We start from the raw sequence: 15727 nt of genomic DNA on the forward strand, positions 1-15727 counted from the left end.
GGCTCAGATCGTCTCCGAGGCGAGCGCCGAACCACGACGCTGGTACACGGCATACGTCGTCAGGCCCATGAGCACATAGGCGACGACGAAGACGAGCAGCGCCGGCACGAGCGAGCCGTAGGCATCCTTGGCCATGGCGAAGCCGCGGGGGATGAAGAAGCCGCCGTAGGCGCCGACCGCGCCGGCGATGCCGATGCAGCCGGCGGCCGCCTTGCGCGCAGTGGGCAGCGCCTCCGGCGACACTCCCGCGCGGAAGACCGCGGGGATCATCCGGTAGGTCGCGCCGTTGCCGATACCGGCGGCGGTGAACAGGACGAGGAACGCGCCGAAGAACAGCGGGAAGCTCGCGGACCGCAGCCCTTCGACCGCGGCCAACGCCCCGACGGCCAGGAGGCCGAACGACCCGATCGTGACGCGCGCCCCACCGAACCGGTCCGCGACCATCCCGCCGAGCGGGCGGGCGAGCGCCCCGACGAGTGCGCCGACGAAGGCCAGACCCAGGGGTGCCGTCGGGAACTGGCTCTTGAGCAGGGTCGGGAACGCACCGGCATACCCGATGAAGGAGCCGAAGGTGCCGATGTAGAGGAACGAGATGACCCACGTGTGGGGGTTCCTCGTCGCGAGGGCAAACGAACGGTAGTCGGCCTTGATGCCGGCGAGGTTGTCCATCCAGCGCCAGGCCGCGAACGCGGACAGCAGGGCGAGGGGGACGAAGACCAGACCGGCACGCTCGAGATGGACGCCGGCGCCGATCGCGATGATCGCGGGGACCACCATCTGCACGACACCGGTGCCGAGATTGCCGCCAGCGGCATTGAGCCCCAGCGCTTTTCCCTTCTCCGCCTCGGGGAAGAAGAACGAGATGTTCGTCATCGACGAGGCGAAGTTGCCGCCGCCGAAGCCGGCCAGTGCGGCGCACAGCAGGAGCGCGCCGAACGACGTCTCCGGACGAGTGACGACGAAGGCCAGCGCGGACGCGGGCAGGACGAGCAGCAGCGACGAGATGACCGTCCAGTTGCGGCCGCCGAACGCCGGCACCGCGAACGTGTAGGGGATGCGGATCGTGGCGCCGACGAGGCTCGGCACCGCGATGAGCCAGAACTGCTGGTCGAGGGTGAGGTCGAACCCGGCCGCCGGCAGCAGCGGTACGACGACCGACCACAACGCCCAGACGCAGAAGCCGAGGAACTCGGCGAGGACCGAGAAGGTGAGGTTGCGGCGCGCGACGCTGCGGCCGGTGGACTGCCAGAAGCCGGCGTCCTCGGGGTCCCAGTGCTCGATCCAGCGACCGCCACGGGTGCGAGGCCGGGGCGGGACGAGGGTGGTCTGGCGCGCCGTGTCCTCCGGCGTCGTCGTGGTTTCCATGGCAGGAGACCCTGTCGGGACGGTGTTTCAGGCCCCGTCGATGCGAGTAAACCGTCCGTAACACTCAACGCACAGCAGCAGTGGTGGCGCTGTGAGAAGTCGGCTCAGACGTAGGTCGTCGGGATCGCCGGCTCGCCCCGGCTGAGCTGGTGCGCCGACCGGGGCAGCTCGGCCATCGACGCCTCGTGTCGGTCTCGGGCGCCCTCAAGCGTGGCGTGAGCGGCGCCGACGAGCTCGCCACCGAGCACGTAGTCGACGAGCAGCGTGCGGTCGTCGCCGTCGTCGACGGGCGGCTCGCCGATCCCGATGACCTCGGCCTCGGCCGTGCCGCGCTCGTTGCGGCGGCGCAGCGCGAACTTGCGGCCGCCCACCGACGTCTTGTCCTTGCTCGCCTTGGCGACGCCGACCAGCTCGCCGGAGTCGTCGGTGCGGGCGACGAGCTTGTAGACCATGCCCGCCGTCGGCGCACCGGACCCGGTGACGAGCTGCGTTCCCACGCCGTAGGCGTCGACCGGGCCGGCCGCGAGCCCCGCGATGGCGAACTCGTCGAGGTCGGACGTCACGACGATCCGGGTCTTCGTCGCGCCGAGCGAGTCGAGCTGCTCGCGCACCTCACGCGCCTGCACGAGCAGGTCGCCGCTGTCGAGTCGCACCGCACCGAGCTCCGGGCCGGCCACCTCGACCGCGATCTCGACGGCACGCTGCACGTCGTAGGTGTCGACGAGCAACGTCGTCCCCACGCCGAGCGCCTCGACCTGCGCGGCGAACGCCTCGCGCTCGTCGTCGTGCAACAGGGTGAAGGCGTGCGCGGCGGTTCCCGCCGTGGGCACGTCCCAGCGGCGGCCCGCCTCGAGGTTCGAGGTCGTCGCGAACCCCGCGATGTATGCCGCCCGCGCAGCCGCGACGGCGGCCTCCTCGTGCGTGCGGCGTGAGCCCATCTCGATGCACGGGCGGGTGCCGGCGGCGCCGGTCATGCGGGACGCGGCGCTCGCGATCGCGCTGTCGTGGTTGAGGATCGAGAGCACGAGCGTCTCGAGGACGACACCGTGCGCGAAGTCCGACTCGACCACGAGCACCGGGGAACCTGGGAAGTAGGCCTCGCCCTCGGCATACCCGCGGATGTCGCCCTCGAAGCGGTAGCCCGCGAGGAAGTCCAGCGTCTCGTCGTCGACGACCCGGCGCTCGCGGAGTGCGGCGATCTCGTCGTCGCCGAAGCGGAAGCGCTCGATCGCGTCGAGGAGGCGGCCGGTGCCGGCGACGACGCCGTAGCGCCGGCCATCGGGCAGCCGGCGGGCGAACGTCTCGAAGACGCACTGCCGTGACGCGGCGCCGGACCGCAGTGCGGCCTGGACCATGGTCAGCTCGTAGTGGTCGGTGAGGAGCGCGGCGCAGGGAGCGGGGGAGGAGGGGCTCACCCACGGCACCCTATTGTGGGAGCCGTGTCCATCGCGCCCGTGCAGGAGGAGATCACCTCCTCCGACTCGCTCACCGAGCCCGACGTCCCGTGGATCACGCTCGTGTGGAACGACCCGGTCAACCTCATGTCCTACGTGACCTATGTGTTCCAGACGTACTTCGGCTACGACCGGGCCAAGGCCGAGAAGCTCATGATGGACGTGCACACCAAGGGTCGTGCCGTCGTCTCCCACGGGCCGCGCGAGAAGATGGAGATCGACACCGAGGCGCTGCAGGGTTATGGGCTGTGGGCCACGTTCCAGAAGGACGACTGATGGTCCGTCGCGAAGTCCCCACGAGCAAGGTGGAGACCACCAGGCAGAAGGACGACTGATGGTCCGTCGCGAAGTCCCCACGAGCAAGGTGGAGACCACCAGGCAGAAGGACGACTGATGGCGCGCGCGTTCGCCCGCAAGAAGAAGGGTGGTCAGGTCCGCTACACGGCGAAGCTCGATGCCGTGGAGCGTGCGGTCGTCGCCGGTCTCATGGAGCAGGTCCACGACCTCGTGGCCCCCGAGCCCGAACCGGCTCCCAGCGCCGATGCGGCTGCGGCACAGGGTGATTCGCTCGGCGAGGGGAACCCCGTCGACGACTTCGACGCCATCGTCTCGGGCCTGGGTGGTCTGGGCATGGGCGTCTCGGTGTCGGCCGAGGACCAGGTGCCGGACGACCGCCCCGTGCCGAGCGACGCGCGCTCGTTCGGCGACCGCGATCCGGCGCTCGAGCGGCTGCTGCCCGCGGGCAACCGCGCCGACGACCAGGCTTCTGCGGAGTTTCGCCGCCTGACCGAGCACGGACTGCGCACCCGCAAGGCGCGACACCTCGCCTCCGCGATCGCGGCGCTCCGGGCACCCGGCACCGGCGTCGAGCTCGACGAGCGCACCGCTGTCGACATGGTCGTGGCGCTCACCGACGTCCGGCTCGTGCTCGGCGAACGGCTCGGCCTGCGTGAGGACGCCGACGTCGACCGGCTCGAGGAGGAGCTGGCCGAGATGGACGAGGACGACCCCCGGCTGCACGCGATGTCGGTCTACGACTTCCTCACCTGGCTTCAGGAGACGCTCGCCACGGCGATGCTCCCGGGTGACACCCCCACCGCATAACCTTGCACGGTGGCTGACTCACCCATCGGGATCTTCGACTCCGGCTACGGCGGCCTCACGGTCGCCCGTGCCGTGATCGACCAGCTCCCGCACGAGTCGGTCGCCTACCTCGGTGACACCGCCCGCACTCCCTACGGCCCTCGCCCGATCGCCGAGACGCGGGCGTTCGCGCTGGAGTGCCTCGACCGACTCGTCGACCACGGTGTCAAGGCGCTCGTCATCGCGTGCAACACCGCCAGCGCCGCCGTCCTGCACGACGCGCGCGAGCGTTACGACGTGCCGGTGGTCGAGGTCATCCGTCCTGCCGTCCGACGGGCCGTGGGCGCGACGCGTACCGGCCGGATCGGTGTCATCTCCACGGTGGGCACGCACCAGTCGCGTGCCTACCTCGACGCGTTCGCCGCGGCGCCCCATCTCACGGTGACGAGCGGCGCGGCGCCACGCTTCGTCGACTTCGTCGAGTCGGGCGTGACGAGCGGCGAGGAGCTGCGGGAGGTCGCCCGTGACTACCTCGCACCGTTCCAGGAGCAGGACGTCGACACCCTCATCCTCGGGTGCACGCACTACCCGTTGCTCGCGGGCGTCATCTCCTACGTCATGGGTCCCGACGTCACCCTCGTGTCCTCGGCCGAGGAGACGGCCAAGGAGCTCTACCGCGTGCTCGCCGACCTCGACCAGCTGCGGCGCGACGACGCACCACCGCCCCAGCACGGCTTCACGACGACGGGTGACCCCGAGGTGTTCCGGCGCCTGGCGCTGCGGTTCCTCGGTCTGGGCTCCGACGTCGGCCACGTCTTCACGTCGCCGGTCGACCTGTCCTCACTCGCCGCGCCCCACGGGGTGGTCGCGTGAAGGTCACCGTCATCGGATGCAGCGGGTCCTTCGCCGGCCCGGACTCTGCGGCGTCGAGCTACCTCGTCAGCGCCGAGGCCGACGGCCGCACCTGGAACGTCCTGCTCGACCTCGGCTCGGGGGCGCTCGGACCGTTGCAACGACACGTCGCCCCGGCCGACCTCGACACGGTCTTCCTCACCCACCTGCACCCGGACCACTGCGCCGACCTCTGCGGCCTCTACGTCGCGCACACCTACGCGCCCGACGGCCCGCCCGGCCGACGGCTCCCCGTCTGGGGGCCTCGTGGCACCGCGTCACGCGTCTCGCTGATGTACCACGGGCTCGAGGACGGCGGCATGGACAAGGTCTTCTCGTTCGGTCGGCTCGAGGACGGCGTCGCCGTCGAGGTCGGTCCCCTCACCATCACTCCGTATGCCGTCCACCACCCGGTCGAGGCGTTCGGCTTCCGCGTCGAGGCCGACGGCGCCGTCCTGGCCTACACCGGTGACACCGACGCGTGCGACAACCTCGCTCCGCTCATGGCGGGCGCCGACCTCGTGCTCGCCGACTCGGCCTTCGTCGACGGGCGCGACGAGGTCCGCGGCATCCACCTCACCGCCAGCCGCGCGGCGCAGGCCGCGGCGGGGGCCGGGGGAGTGCAGCGGCTCGTCCTCACCCACATGCCGTCCTGGAACGACGCGGAGGTGTGCCGGGCGCAGGCCGAGCCGTACTGGCCCGGCGTCGAGGTGGCCGAGCCCGACGCGGTCTACGACCTCGGCTCACCCCCGGAGCGCCGCGACGTCTAGCCTGCTCGGTGTGACTTCATCGACGCGACACGACGGCCGCAGCCCCGAGGACCTCCGCGAGGTCCGCATCACCCGCAACTGGCTCGACCACGCCGAGGGCAGCGTCCTCGTCGAGTTCGGCAAGACCCGCGTGCTGTGCGCCGCCTCGTTCACCGAGGGCGTCCCGCGCTGGCTCAAGGGCAAGGGCACCGGGTGGGTCACCTCCGAGTACGAGATGCTGCCGCGCTCGACCAACACCCGCTCCGACCGTGAGTCGCGCAAGGGCAAGGTCGGTGGCCGCACCCATGAGATCTCGCGCCTCATCGGGCGGGCGCTGCGCGCTGTCATCGACACGAAGGCCCTCGGCGAGAACACGATCGTCATCGACTGCGACGTCCTCCAAGCTGACGGCGGCACCCGCACCGCGTCGATCACCGGCGCCTACGTCGCGCTCGTCGATGCCATCGAGGACGCGCGCGCCAAGGGCCTCATCGCCAAGAACGCCTCGCCCCTCGTCGACTCCATCGCCGCCGTGAGCGTCGGTGTGGTCGCCGGGCAGCCGGTGCTCGACCTCGACTATCCCGAGGACTCCACCGCCGACACCGACATGAACGTCGTCATGACCGGCTCAGGTCGCTACGTCGAGGTGCAGGGCACCGCCGAGGGTGCGGACGCCGCGTTCGACCGCGACCGCCTCAACGCCCTGCTCGACCTCGCCGCACTCGGGTGTGCGGCGCTCACCGAGGCGCAGCAGCAAGCCCTCGCCACGACCCCGAGGGAGCGCCAGCGGTGACCCGCCTCGTCCTCGCCACCCAGAACGAGCACAAGGTCCACGAGCTGCGGCAGATCCTCGCCGACCTCGCCGACGAGATCGGGCTCGAGGTCGTCGGTGCCTCCGACTTCCCCGACGCCCCGGACGTGGTCGAGAGCGAGGTGACGTTCGAGGGCAACGCCCGCCTCAAGGCGGTGGCTGTCGCGAAGGTGACCGGCCTGCCCAGCGTCGCTGACGACTCGGGTCTGGCCGTCGACGTCCTCGGCGGCTCGCCCGGCGTCTTCTCCGCCCGGTGGTCGGGCTCGCACGCCGGCGCCGACGCGGCCCGGGCCGAGCGCGACCGCGCCAACCTCGGTCTCCTGCTCGAGCAGATCGGCGACGTGCCCGACGAGCACCGGACGGCATCGTTCGTCTGCGCCGCCGTGCTCGCCATGCCCGACGGATCGGTCGAGTCGGTGGAGGGTCGCGTCACCGGCACGATCCGTCGCGACCCGGTCGGGGACAACGGTTTCGGCTACGACCCGATCTTCGTGCCCGACGGCGACACCCGCTCGCTGGCCGAGTACACCGACGTCGAGAAGAACGCCATCTCGCACCGGGGCCGGGCCTTCCGGGCCATGGTGCCGATCCTGCGCGAGCGCCTCCGCAGCTAGCGTGCGAGGGGGTGGTGCCCGTGCCGTCTCGTCAGACGCACGGCCGGTGGGCGAAGCAGATTCGTGGAGGTCGCGGGGAAACTGCCCGGAGGCCACTCTGGGTGCCAGAGGGGGGACTCGAACCCCCACGCCGAAGCACGGCATCCTAAGTGCCGCGTGTCTACCAATTCCACCACTCTGGCCAGTGGCTGCGCGTGACAGCCGTGCCAGATGCTAGTCGCCCGCATCGGCGCCGCGTGACCGCCATCCTTTGCTCTTGCCTGCGAAGTTGGGCGTCTGAGAGTGACAGTTCGGGCACAGGAAGCGAAGGTTGTCCGGGCGATTGTTGTGGAAGTCGCCGTCAACATGGTCAACGTGCAGCGTGAGCGGTTGACCACACCACACTCCGGCGTTTCCGCAGAGCGCACAGATCCAGGGGCGCCCGATCGCCAGGAGAGCACGTTTGAGGTGGTGTGGCTTCCTTCGCAGGGCGCCTACAGGGATCGGCGCAAAGATCTCATCGGGCGTGAGCATGACTTGAGGCTTGGCATGCCGCCGTCGTGTGAAGTGGGAGGTGTCGATGCCGAAAGCCCTGATTCGACGTGCAACGTGTGCCTGCGTCCCGCCCGCCTGTGCCAGCCCGAGCCGCCTCAGGACATCCGCATACGAATCCGCCTCAGCAACAACCGGTGCCAAGAGTTCCCGCGTGTATCTCGCCCGCCCCATTGAATGAGGCTAGGCATCGGCACAGACAGGAGACTTCGAGTCCCGCCTCGCGCACTGGCTGTCGGTGTCTCGCTGATAGTTTGGCGAGAGCCGACCAACGAGGAGAACCGCGTGACCGACCGACTTGCTCCGGGCGACACCGCACCGGACTTCACCCTGAGCACCGACACGGGTGAGAGCGTGACGCTCTCGGACCTGCGCGGCGGCAAGGTCATCGTCTACTTCTACCCGGCGGCCATGACGCCCGGGTGCACCAAGCAGGCGTGCGACTTCAGCGAGTCCCTCGAGTCACTCAAGAGCGACGGCTACACGGTCCTCGGCATCTCGCCCGACAAGCCGGAGAAGCTCGCGAAGTTCCGCGACAAGGAGCACCTCTCGCTCACCCTGCTCTCCGACGCCGACAAGGCCGTCATGACCGCGTGGGGCGCCTTCGGGGAGAAGAAGCTCTATGGCAAGGTCGTGCAGGGCGTGATCCGGTCCACCGTCGTCGTCGACGAGGACGGCAAGGTCGAGCACGCCTTTTACAACGTCAAGGCCACTGGACACGTCGCGAAGCTGCGTCGCGACCTCGGACTGAGTGAGGACTGATTCGATGAGCTCCATCTCCGCCCTCGAGGCCGACATCGCCGAGCGCCGCGTGCGCCTGGCCCGCACCCTCGACGAGATCACCGCCAAGGCCACCCCGTCGGCCATCGCCAAGCGCGAGGTCGAGAAGGCCAAGGCGCGCTTCGCCGACGCCACGACGACCCCGGAGGGTGACCTGCGCGTCGAGCGCGTCGCCGCCGCCGTGGCCGTCGTCGCGGTCATCGTCGCCCTCAAGGTCCTGCGGCGGCGCCGGCGCTGATTCGCCACCGCTGGTGAGGGCGAACGCCGTCACCTGCCGTACATCATCGAGCCACGCTCGCCGAACCACGCCCACTGCCACGCGCGCATCCGAGCGATCTCCGCGCGTTGGTCGGCGCTGACCCGGCGGGCAAGGTCGGCGACCTCCCGGTGCACCGCGGCGAGTCCTGTCAGGAGCCGCTGCGACATCATGACGGCCACCATGTGGTGACCGACCATGTCGTCGAGGAACGCGCGGTCGAGTGCGTCGCCGTCGAGACCGCTCAGGTCGCGCATCATCGGCCGGTATGCCGTGTCCTCGGCCGTGTCGGGCCACCACCGGTCGAGCCATCCGCGCATCTGCTCGACCTGCGCCGACTGTGAAGCGACGATGTCCTCGCCGAGCCGGCGCATCTCGGGTCGCTCCGAGCGCGCGAGCTCCCGGGCCGCGCGAATCGCCTCCTCGTGGTGCGGCACCATCTCGGCGAGGTAGGACGGTTCGGAGGAGGATGTCGCCATCACCGCGTGGGCACCGTGCATCGTCCTGGTGTCCGGGGATCGCTGGACGACGCAGCCGGACAGGATCGACACGAAGGCCAGGACCGTCACCACGATCGCTGTGCGACGACGCATGACGCGCACCTCCTCGGGGAGCTCCTGGGTCCACGCTGCTCCGGCCAGGTCCCGACGCACAGGGGCCTTGGTCCCTGCTCGCCCAGCCCATCGACACGCGCGGTCAGAGGGCCGTTTCGCTGGCCGCGACGGGTGGTTGTGGGTGCGGGGATGCGATCACTAGCCTGCTGGCCATGGGACGCACCCGGGCGGGTGGCTGATCGAGATGAGGTTCGATCTCGTCACCCGGGCATCACCGGATCAGGTCCGTGAGGCGATGACCGACTTCACGGACCGTCGCCTCGCGATCTGGAGCACCACGCTCGACGCCAATGTCTACGAGCTCATGGACGAGGGGGACACATGGGCCGTGGCTCGCGAGGGGTCGCCACACTCCCCGTTCTGGGTCATCGTTCGCTACGACTGGTCCGACCCCCGAGTGGTCCGGTGGACGGAGCTGGAGACGAACCACGGGGCGCCCGGAGAAGGGTTCATGCGTGTCGAGCCCGCCGCCGCGGGAGGCAGCCGTGTGCACGTCGAATGGGACACCCACCCGGTCCGCCTGCGCGACAAGGTCTCCATGTTCGTGTTGCACCACACGATGAACCCGGTCATCTCGTGGATGTGGCGACGGTCGCTCGACCGGTTCGCCACGTGAGCTCCGACGATGCGAAGAGCCCCGCACGGCGGACCGTGCGGGGCTCTGTCTGGTGCGCCATCAGGGACTCGAACCCCGAACCCGCTGATTAAGAGTCAGCTGCTCTGCCAATTGAGCTAATGGCGCGCGAGGAGAGACATTAGCAGCGGTCGTGCCCGGTTGCGAAATCGGCTGCCTTGCCCTCGTCACCACCGCGAAGTCACGCGGAGTTGCGGCTCCTCAGCATCGCGATCGTGGCCCCTCCGAGGGCAGCCAGGACGCCTGCGCCGAGGACGAACCAGACGAAAGTGGGCGGGCCGCCGGAGGCTGCGGTGTCGGCGTCGCCGGCGACGTTCGTCTGGCTCGGCGACGGGCTCGCCGGGGTGCTCGCCGACGCGCTGGGAGAGGCAGCGGACGTGGACGGCGTGGCGCTGGGTGCGGCCGTGGGGGAGGCCTGGGCGTCGCCCTCGACGGTGAACGTCGCCGACCCCGAGATCGGGTGCGAGTCGGCGCTCACCACGCGGTAGGTCACCTTGTAGGTACCGGCCGAGATCGGCTCGGTCACGGGTGCCGTGACCACCGCACCCTGCGCGGCCGCGTCCTGTCCGGCGACGACCGTCCCCTCGCCGTCCGTGACGCGCACGGTGACGAACTCCGGGTTGACGTCCTCGTTGAAAGTGAGGACGACCTCCGTAGGAGAGGCCGGGACCGATGCTCCGTCCTTGGGTGTGATCGAGAGCAGCCGCGAGTGCGCGTTCGCGGGCAGGACGCCGACGAACAGGCCCACGAGGGCGGTGAGGATGACCAGGGAGAGTCCGCGGACGGTGAGGCGCATGCCCCCAGTCTCACAAACGTCCCAGAGCATGACGAAAGCCCCTGCTCTGCAGGGGCTTTCGACCTTGGGGTGAGTGACGGGGCTTGAACCCGCGGCCCCCGCGACCACAACGCGGTGCTCTACCAGCTGAGCTACACCCACCAAGGTGACTGTCACGGCATACGAACGAGTTCGTCCGTGGCAGCGCGGACTATCGTACCTGCTCCTCGGGGGTGCTCCCCACCACGTCCGCGACCGCCCCGGATGCCGGGCTGGAGTGGTCGACGACGTGCTCGGCCGCGAGCGCACGGAGCTCCTCGCTCGACCGGCCGGGGGGCTCGACGAAGACGGCGGAGCGGTAGTAGCGCAGCTCGGCGATCGACTCGCGGATGTCGGCCAGGGCACGGTGCCCGCCGGACTTCTCGGGGGCGGCGAAGTAGGCACGCGGGTACCAGCGGCGCGAGAGCTCCTTGATCGAGGAGACGTCGATGACGCGGTAGTGCAGGTGCTGCTCGAGCTCGGGCATGTCGCGCGCGAGGAAGCCGCGGTCGGTGCCGACGGTGTTGCCGCCGAGGGGGGCCTTGCGCGGCTCCGGAACCCACTCGCGGACGTAGTCGAGGACGCGCTGCTGGGCCTCCTCCATCGACACGCCACCTGCGAGCTCGTCGATGAGGCCCGACGTCGTGTGCATCTCGCGGACGAAGTCGCCCATCTGCGCCAAGGCCTCGTCGCTCGGCCGGATGACGACGTCGACACCCTCGCCGAGGACGTTGAGCTCGTAGTCGGTGACGAGGGCCGCGACCTCCACGAGCGCGTCGTTGTCGAGGGAAAGCCCGGTCATCTCGCAGTCGATCCAGACGATGCGGTCGGTGAGGGCTCGGTCAGGCGTCGATGACATGGGTCCCAGCCTAGGTCGAAGCACTAGGCTCGTCGTCCATGAGTGGGGACCAGGCCGTCGACGCCAACGCCACCGTCCCTCCGCCTCCGGAGGGCAGCCGCATCGCCGGTGCGCACCGTGGGAGATCGGTCATCCGCCGCTGGGTCATCGTCGGTGTCGCGACGGTCGGCTTCGGTCTCGCGGCCCTCGCCGTCGCCAGTGCCATCGGGGCGGCCGCCGGTGTGAGCGCCAGTCTTCTGGGCTTCGTCGTGGCGATGATCCCGGTCGGCATCGTCGTCCCCACGTTCATGTGGCTGGACCGGTTCGAGGCCGAGCCCACCCGCTACCTCGTGCGCGCCTTCCTGTGGGGCGCGCTCATCGCCGTGCTCATCGCGATGACCCTCAACACGGCCGGACAGCTCGTGCTCTGGGGATCCGTCCCGGAGGAGGAGTCCCTCGCCCTCACCGCCGTGTTCGTCGCGCCGTTCGTCGAGGAGGCTGCGAAGGGGCTGTTCGTGCTCCTCGTGTGGCGTCTCGCCAAGCGCGAGTTCGACGGCATCACCGACGGCATGGTCTATGCCGGAGTCACCGCTGCCGGGTTCGCGTTCACCGAGAACATCCAGTACCTCGCGATCGCCTGGGTCGAGCACGGGCAGGAGGGGCTGACCGCAACCTTCGTCGGCCGCTGCCTGCTGTCGCCGTTCGCACACCCGATGTTCACGATCTGCACCGGCATCGGCATCGGCGTCGCCGCGATGTCGCGACGCGGGATCGTCAAGGTCCTCGCGCCGCTTGCCGGCTTCGTGCTGGCCGTCATCGCGCACGCCCTGTGGAACCTCGCGGCCGTGAGCGGGGGAGAGGGCCTCATCGCGGTCTACCTCCTCGTCCAGGTCCCGCTGTTCCTCGCCTTCCTCGGGTTCGTCGTGTGGGTCCGCCGCCGCGAGGGCCGCCTCATCGGACAGTTCCTCACCGCCTACGCCGACGCCGGCTGGCTCTCACCCGCGGAGGTGTCGATGCTCGCCTCGATGCCCAAGCGTCGTGAGGCCCGTCAGTGGGCGCGGGCCAACGGTGGACGACAGGCCCTGCGGTCGATGGAGGACTTCCAGGACGCCGCGAGCGAGCTGGCGCTGCTGCGTCGGCGCATGCACCACTCCGCCGCCGACGCCCGAGCGCTCACCGACGAACGGGAGCTGCTCGGGATCCTCGTGCGTCGTCGTCGCGAGTTCGCAGGACAGGTGCTCTGATGACGCCGTCCACGCCGGCCGCCCCGTCCACGTCGACCGCGCCGACCACGCCGACCACGCCGACCACGTCGGCCGCCCCGGGCTCGTCGGCCGCGTCGAACACCCGCCGTCTGGCCGAGGCGATCGCGCCCGAGCTCGTCGATCTCCGCCACGACCTCCACCGCCACCCCGAGCTCGGCAACGACCTGCCCCGGACCCAGCGCGCGGTGCTCGACGCGCTCGAAGGCCTCGACCTCGAGATCACCACCGGTCGCGAGGTGAGCAGCGTCGTCGCGGTCCTGCGTGGCCGGGGCGGCCGAGGCGGCTCGCCCGACCGCCACGACGACGGTGGCTCCGCCTCCGCGCGTCCGGTCGTCCTCCTTCGCGGCGACATGGACGGCCTGCCCGTCACCGAGGCCACCGGGCTCGACTTCGCGTCGGAGGAGCCCGGGCGGATGCACGCCTGCGGCCACGACCTGCACACCGCCGGGCTCGTCGGAGCCGCACGGATCCTGCACGAGCTGCGCGACGACCTCACGGGTGACGTCGTCTTCATGTTTCAGCCCGGCGAGGAGGGCCCCGGAGGGGCCGAGCCGATGCTGCGCGAAGGACTTCTCGACGCGGCCGGCCGACGGGTCGACGCGGCATACGCGATCCATGTGTATGCCGCAGAACGTCCCCGAGGCGTGTGGTTCGGACGTCCTGGACCGCAGATGGCCGCGGCGGACGAGGTCGTCATCACGGTGCAGGGCAAGGGTGGTCACGGTTCGCAGCCGCAGTACGCCCTCGACCCGGTGCCGGTCGCGTGCGAACTCGTGCTGGCCCTGCAGACGATGGTGACCCGGCGCTTCGACGCGTTCGACCCGGTGGTCGTCACGGTCGGAAGGATCGCGTCGGGCACCGTCAACAACGTCATTCCCGACGAGGCCGTCATCGAGGCGACGCTGCGGACGTTCTCCGCCGAGCACCGCGAGCGCGCGCACACCGAGATCCGGCGGGTCGCCGAGCACGTCACCGCGGCGCACGGCCTCACGGCGACGGTCGACATCGGCAACGGCTACCCCGTCACCGTCAACGACGCCGACGAGTTCGCTTTCGCGCAGGCCACCGTCGTCGACCTCTTCGGCGTGGACCGCTGGTCCGACATGCCGCTGCCGGAGGCCGGTGCCGAGGACATGGCGTTCGTGCTCGAGGAGGTGCCCGGTGCCTACCTCAACGTCGGTGCGTGCACCGTCGACGACCACACGACCGCGGAGGACAACCACTCGCCGCGGGCGGCATACGACGACTCGGTCCTGCCCGACATCGCGGCGCTGCTGGCCGAGCTCGCGCTGCGGCGGACCGCAGCCGGCGTCCAGGACCGCTGAATCGGGTCAGCCCCGCTGCACCCGCAGGCTGATGGGGTGGCTCGTGAGGACGGCGACCGCTGCGCGGTGGTCATCGCGGCCGACGTCGATGTCGCTCACCTGGGTCGGGCCGGGCGGGTGCTCGGCGGCCTTCCACTCGAGGAGGGCGGCCGGGCTGTCGGGGGAGGTCACGACGACCTGGCTCGGGTCGACGACGAGCCCGTGGCCGGTGGCCTTGAGGATCGCCTCCTTGCGGGCCCACATGCGGGCCCGCGCCGCGAGGAGGACGTCGCCGGTGAGGCCCTCGAGGTGGACGGCCTCGGTGTCGTCGAGCGTCACCGACCCGAACCCGTCGAAGTCGGCCGACTCGAGGTCCTCGACGTCGACACCCACCTCGCCGAGGTTGGTCACGACGGCGACCGCCATGTGCTCGCCGTAGGACACCGACACGTGGAGGTCGCGCATGCCGGTGACGTGCGGCTTGCCGTGGCGGTCGGTGCCGCAGGTGGCGCACCGCTTCTCGAACTCGAGCCGCCGCGGGTCCACGCCCGTCTCGTCGGCCACCAGTCGGCGGAGCAGGGCGTGGGCGGTGATGAAGGGGTTGGGGTTGGCGCGGCGCTGGACGCGCTCGAGCTCGCCGGCGTCGAGCAGATCGCGCAGACGCGGGTCGTCGCTCACCTGTGTGGTGCGGATCACGACGGACATGACCCGATCATGTCATTCTCCGTCTGGCGCTGATCCGATCGTGGCGCCACGGGGTACCTTCGCCACCGTGGAGCGCGTCGAGGTCAACGGGCTGGAGGTCGCTTACGAGAGGGTCGGATCCGGACCTCCGCTGGTGCTCGTGCACGGTGCGGCTCTCGACTCGCGCAGCTGGCGCCCCCAGCTGGCGGCCCTGGACGACGAGCTCACCGTGGTGGCGTGGGACGAGCCGGGTGTGGGCCGCTCGTCGGCGGGGCCGGACGGCTTCGACCTGGCCGGGTTCGCCGATGCGCTCGCGGCCGTCGTGACCGACCTCGGCCTCGGGCCGGCCCACCTGGCGGGGTTGTCGTGGGGCGGGACCGTCGTGCTCGAGTGCTGGCGACGCCATCCCGACCTCGTCGCGACGCTCATCCTCATGGACACGTATGCCGGGTGGTCCGGTTCTCTCCCAGCGGACGAGGTGGCACGTCGCGTCGAGGGCGTCCGGCAGATGGTGGAGGCAGGTGGCGAGGACTTCGACCCCACGCTGCCCGGGCTGTTCGGGAGCGACCCGTCGGACGAGGTGGTGGCACTCATGGAGGAGATGGCAGCCGAGGTGCGGCCCGAGACCTTGGCCCTCGAGCTGGGGATCATGGCGGCGACCGACCTCGGGGACGTGCTCCCTCGGGTCGATGTGCCGACCCTGCTCGTGTGGGGCGAGCTCGACGCCCGCTCGACGCTCGAGGTGGCCCGCCGGTTCGAGGCGGACATCGTCGGGTCCGAGCTCGTCGTGATCGAGGGGGCCGGTCACCTGAGCAACCTCGAGCAGCCCGACCTCGTCAACGCGGCGATCCGCGACTTCTGCCGTCGCCACACGGTCTGAGGGCGCCCCCGGCAGGACTCGAACCTGCGACCCAGTCATTAGAAGTGACTCGCTCTATCCGCTGAGCTACGGGGGCCGAACTGCGGTGCAGTCTAGTGAGACGACACCTGCTGCCTGTCCGCGTGCCGAAACACGTGTGACGCGGCGGCACGTCGGCGTG

At 70.4% G+C, this 15727-nt stretch carries 18 protein-coding genes and 4 tRNA genes; 12 read left to right on the top strand and 10 right to left on the bottom strand.

From position 1 onward, the window contains the following. Positions 1-3 precede the first annotated feature (3 nt). Positions 4-1365 carry an MFS transporter gene (locus ACSQ11_RS11685; protein WP_436005554.1) on the bottom strand — a complete coding sequence of 454 codons (1362 nt, stop codon included), beginning with the start codon at positions 1363-1365 and terminating at the stop codon, positions 4-6. Between the two features lie 104 nt (positions 1366-1469). Beyond that, positions 1470-2780, bottom strand: a complete 1311-nt coding sequence (locus ACSQ11_RS11690; RefSeq protein WP_436005556.1) for a nicotinate phosphoribosyltransferase — start codon at positions 2778-2780, stop codon at positions 1470-1472. A 24-nt stretch (positions 2781-2804) separates the two neighbouring features. On the opposite strand from ACSQ11_RS11690, the gene clpS reads away from it, so the two are divergent. The 6 genes from clpS (at position 2805) to rdgB (ending at position 6967) form a co-directional block, all read left to right on the top strand. Continuing rightward, positions 2805-3095 (top strand): ATP-dependent Clp protease adapter ClpS, encoded by a 291-nt coding sequence (clpS, locus tag ACSQ11_RS11695; protein ID WP_436005558.1) that lies wholly within the window; start codon positions 2805-2807, stop codon positions 3093-3095. Positions 3096-3212: 117 nt separating this feature from the next. Next, complete coding sequence (locus ACSQ11_RS11700) at positions 3213-3923, top strand: DUF2017 family protein (protein WP_436005560.1); 711 nt, start codon at positions 3213-3215, stop codon at positions 3921-3923. Between the two features lie 9 nt (positions 3924-3932). Continuing rightward, on the top strand, positions 3933-4775 hold the full coding sequence (gene murI, locus ACSQ11_RS11705) for a glutamate racemase (protein WP_436005562.1): 843 nt from the start codon (positions 3933-3935) through the stop codon (positions 4773-4775). Further along, the gene (locus tag ACSQ11_RS11710) at positions 4772-5563 is read left to right on the top strand and encodes an MBL fold metallo-hydrolase (protein WP_436005564.1); all 792 of its coding nucleotides are present in this window, start codon (positions 4772-4774) and stop codon (positions 5561-5563) included. Before murI ends, ACSQ11_RS11710 begins: the two co-directional genes overlap by 4 nt. Before the next feature lie 10 nt (positions 5564-5573). Continuing rightward, the gene (rph, locus tag ACSQ11_RS11715) at positions 5574-6335 is read left to right on the top strand and encodes a ribonuclease PH (RefSeq protein WP_436005566.1); all 762 of its coding nucleotides are present in this window, start codon (positions 5574-5576) and stop codon (positions 6333-6335) included. After that, positions 6332-6967, top strand: a complete 636-nt coding sequence (gene rdgB, locus ACSQ11_RS11720; RefSeq protein WP_436005568.1) for an RdgB/HAM1 family non-canonical purine NTP pyrophosphatase — start codon at positions 6332-6334, stop codon at positions 6965-6967. The genes rph and rdgB overlap by 4 nt, the downstream gene beginning before the upstream one ends. A 102-nt stretch (positions 6968-7069) precedes the next feature. Here rdgB and ACSQ11_RS11725 read toward each other — a convergent pair. Then, positions 7070-7149 (bottom strand) — tRNA-Leu (locus ACSQ11_RS11725). Between the two features lie 634 nt (positions 7150-7783). Between ACSQ11_RS11725 and bcp the strand changes: the two genes are divergently transcribed. Next, positions 7784-8260 (top strand): thioredoxin-dependent thiol peroxidase, encoded by a 477-nt coding sequence (gene bcp / locus ACSQ11_RS11730; protein ID WP_436005570.1) that lies wholly within the window; start codon positions 7784-7786, stop codon positions 8258-8260. A 4-nt stretch (positions 8261-8264) separates the two neighbouring features. Beyond that, the gene (locus tag ACSQ11_RS11735) at positions 8265-8516 is read left to right on the top strand and encodes a DUF3618 domain-containing protein (RefSeq protein ID WP_436005572.1); all 252 of its coding nucleotides are present in this window, start codon (positions 8265-8267) and stop codon (positions 8514-8516) included. Positions 8517-8545: 29 nt separating this feature from the next. Here the strand turns inward: ACSQ11_RS11735 and ACSQ11_RS11740 are convergent, their stop codons facing one another. Continuing rightward, on the bottom strand, positions 8546-9127 hold the full coding sequence (locus tag ACSQ11_RS11740; RefSeq protein ID WP_436005574.1) for a DUF305 domain-containing protein: 582 nt from the start codon (positions 9125-9127) through the stop codon (positions 8546-8548). 205 nt (positions 9128-9332) lie between these two features. Between ACSQ11_RS11740 and ACSQ11_RS11745 the strand changes: the two genes are divergently transcribed. Next, on the top strand, positions 9333-9764 hold the full coding sequence (locus ACSQ11_RS11745) for an SRPBCC family protein (RefSeq protein WP_436005576.1): 432 nt from the start codon (positions 9333-9335) through the stop codon (positions 9762-9764). Positions 9765-9814: 50 nt separating this feature from the next. On the opposite strand, the gene ACSQ11_RS11750 is transcribed toward ACSQ11_RS11745, so the two are convergent. The 4 genes from ACSQ11_RS11750 to orn form a co-directional block, all read right to left on the bottom strand. Beyond that, positions 9815-9890, bottom strand: a tRNA-Lys gene (locus ACSQ11_RS11750). A gap of 73 nt (positions 9891-9963) precedes the next feature. Next, a complete protein-coding gene (locus tag ACSQ11_RS11755) occupies positions 9964-10578 on the bottom strand; it encodes a copper resistance CopC family protein (RefSeq protein WP_436005578.1) in 615 nt (204 codons plus the stop codon). 65 nt (positions 10579-10643) lie between these two features. Next, positions 10644-10719, bottom strand: a tRNA-His gene (locus ACSQ11_RS11760). A gap of 49 nt (positions 10720-10768) precedes the next feature. Next, the gene (gene orn / locus ACSQ11_RS11765; protein WP_436005580.1) at positions 10769-11455 is read right to left on the bottom strand and encodes an oligoribonuclease; all 687 of its coding nucleotides are present in this window, start codon (positions 11453-11455) and stop codon (positions 10769-10771) included. Positions 11456-11493: 38 nt separating this feature from the next. Here orn and ACSQ11_RS11770 point away from each other — a divergent pair, with 38 nt between their 5' ends. Next, positions 11494-12678 carry a PrsW family intramembrane metalloprotease gene (locus tag ACSQ11_RS11770; protein ID WP_436005582.1) on the top strand — a complete coding sequence of 395 codons (1185 nt, stop codon included), beginning with the start codon at positions 11494-11496 and terminating at the stop codon, positions 12676-12678. Beyond that, on the top strand, positions 12678-14024 hold the full coding sequence (locus ACSQ11_RS11775; RefSeq protein WP_436005583.1) for a M20 metallopeptidase family protein: 1347 nt from the start codon (positions 12678-12680) through the stop codon (positions 14022-14024). Before ACSQ11_RS11770 ends, ACSQ11_RS11775 begins: the two co-directional genes overlap by 1 nt. A 6-nt stretch (positions 14025-14030) precedes the next feature. On the opposite strand, the gene ACSQ11_RS11780 is transcribed toward ACSQ11_RS11775, so the two are convergent. Next, the gene (locus ACSQ11_RS11780; protein ID WP_436005585.1) at positions 14031-14708 is read right to left on the bottom strand and encodes a 4'-phosphopantetheinyl transferase family protein; all 678 of its coding nucleotides are present in this window, start codon (positions 14706-14708) and stop codon (positions 14031-14033) included. Between the two features lie 67 nt (positions 14709-14775). On the opposite strand from ACSQ11_RS11780, the gene ACSQ11_RS11785 reads away from it, so the two are divergent. Further along, positions 14776-15567, top strand: a complete 792-nt coding sequence (locus tag ACSQ11_RS11785; RefSeq protein WP_436005587.1) for an alpha/beta fold hydrolase — start codon at positions 14776-14778, stop codon at positions 15565-15567. Positions 15568-15570: 3 nt separating this feature from the next. On the opposite strand, the gene ACSQ11_RS11790 is transcribed toward ACSQ11_RS11785, so the two are convergent. Further along, a tRNA-Arg gene (locus tag ACSQ11_RS11790) sits at positions 15571-15643 on the bottom strand. Positions 15644-15727 lie beyond the last annotated feature (84 nt).

Origin of the sequence: Knoellia sp. LjRoot47, from assembly GCF_964253435.1 — a bacterium.
Lineage (GTDB): Bacteria > Actinomycetota > Actinomycetes > Actinomycetales > Dermatophilaceae > Knoellia.

Coding starts and splice junctions, on each gene's coding strand:
- ACSQ11_RS11780 (WP_436005585.1), bottom strand. CDS start 14,708: ATGTCCGTCGTGATCCGCACCACACAGGTGAGCGACGACCCGCGTCTG.
- ACSQ11_RS11685 (WP_436005554.1), bottom strand. CDS start 1,365: ATGGAAACCACGACGACGCCGGAGGACACGGCGCGCCAGACCACCCTC.
- ACSQ11_RS11735 (WP_436005572.1), top strand. CDS start 8,265: ATGAGCTCCATCTCCGCCCTCGAGGCCGACATCGCCGAGCGCCGCGTG.
- ACSQ11_RS11740 (WP_436005574.1), bottom strand. CDS start 9,127: ATGCGTCGTCGCACAGCGATCGTGGTGACGGTCCTGGCCTTCGTGTCG.
- ACSQ11_RS11745 (WP_436005576.1), top strand. CDS start 9,333: ATGAGGTTCGATCTCGTCACCCGGGCATCACCGGATCAGGTCCGTGAG.
- ACSQ11_RS11755 (WP_436005578.1), bottom strand. CDS start 10,578: ATGCGCCTCACCGTCCGCGGACTCTCCCTGGTCATCCTCACCGCCCTC.
- ACSQ11_RS11775 (WP_436005583.1), top strand. CDS start 12,678: ATGACGCCGTCCACGCCGGCCGCCCCGTCCACGTCGACCGCGCCGACC.
- ACSQ11_RS11700 (WP_436005560.1), top strand. CDS start 3,213: ATGGCGCGCGCGTTCGCCCGCAAGAAGAAGGGTGGTCAGGTCCGCTAC.
- ACSQ11_RS11770 (WP_436005582.1), top strand. CDS start 11,494: ATGAGTGGGGACCAGGCCGTCGACGCCAACGCCACCGTCCCTCCGCCT.
- orn (WP_436005580.1), bottom strand. CDS start 11,455: ATGTCATCGACGCCTGACCGAGCCCTCACCGACCGCATCGTCTGGATC.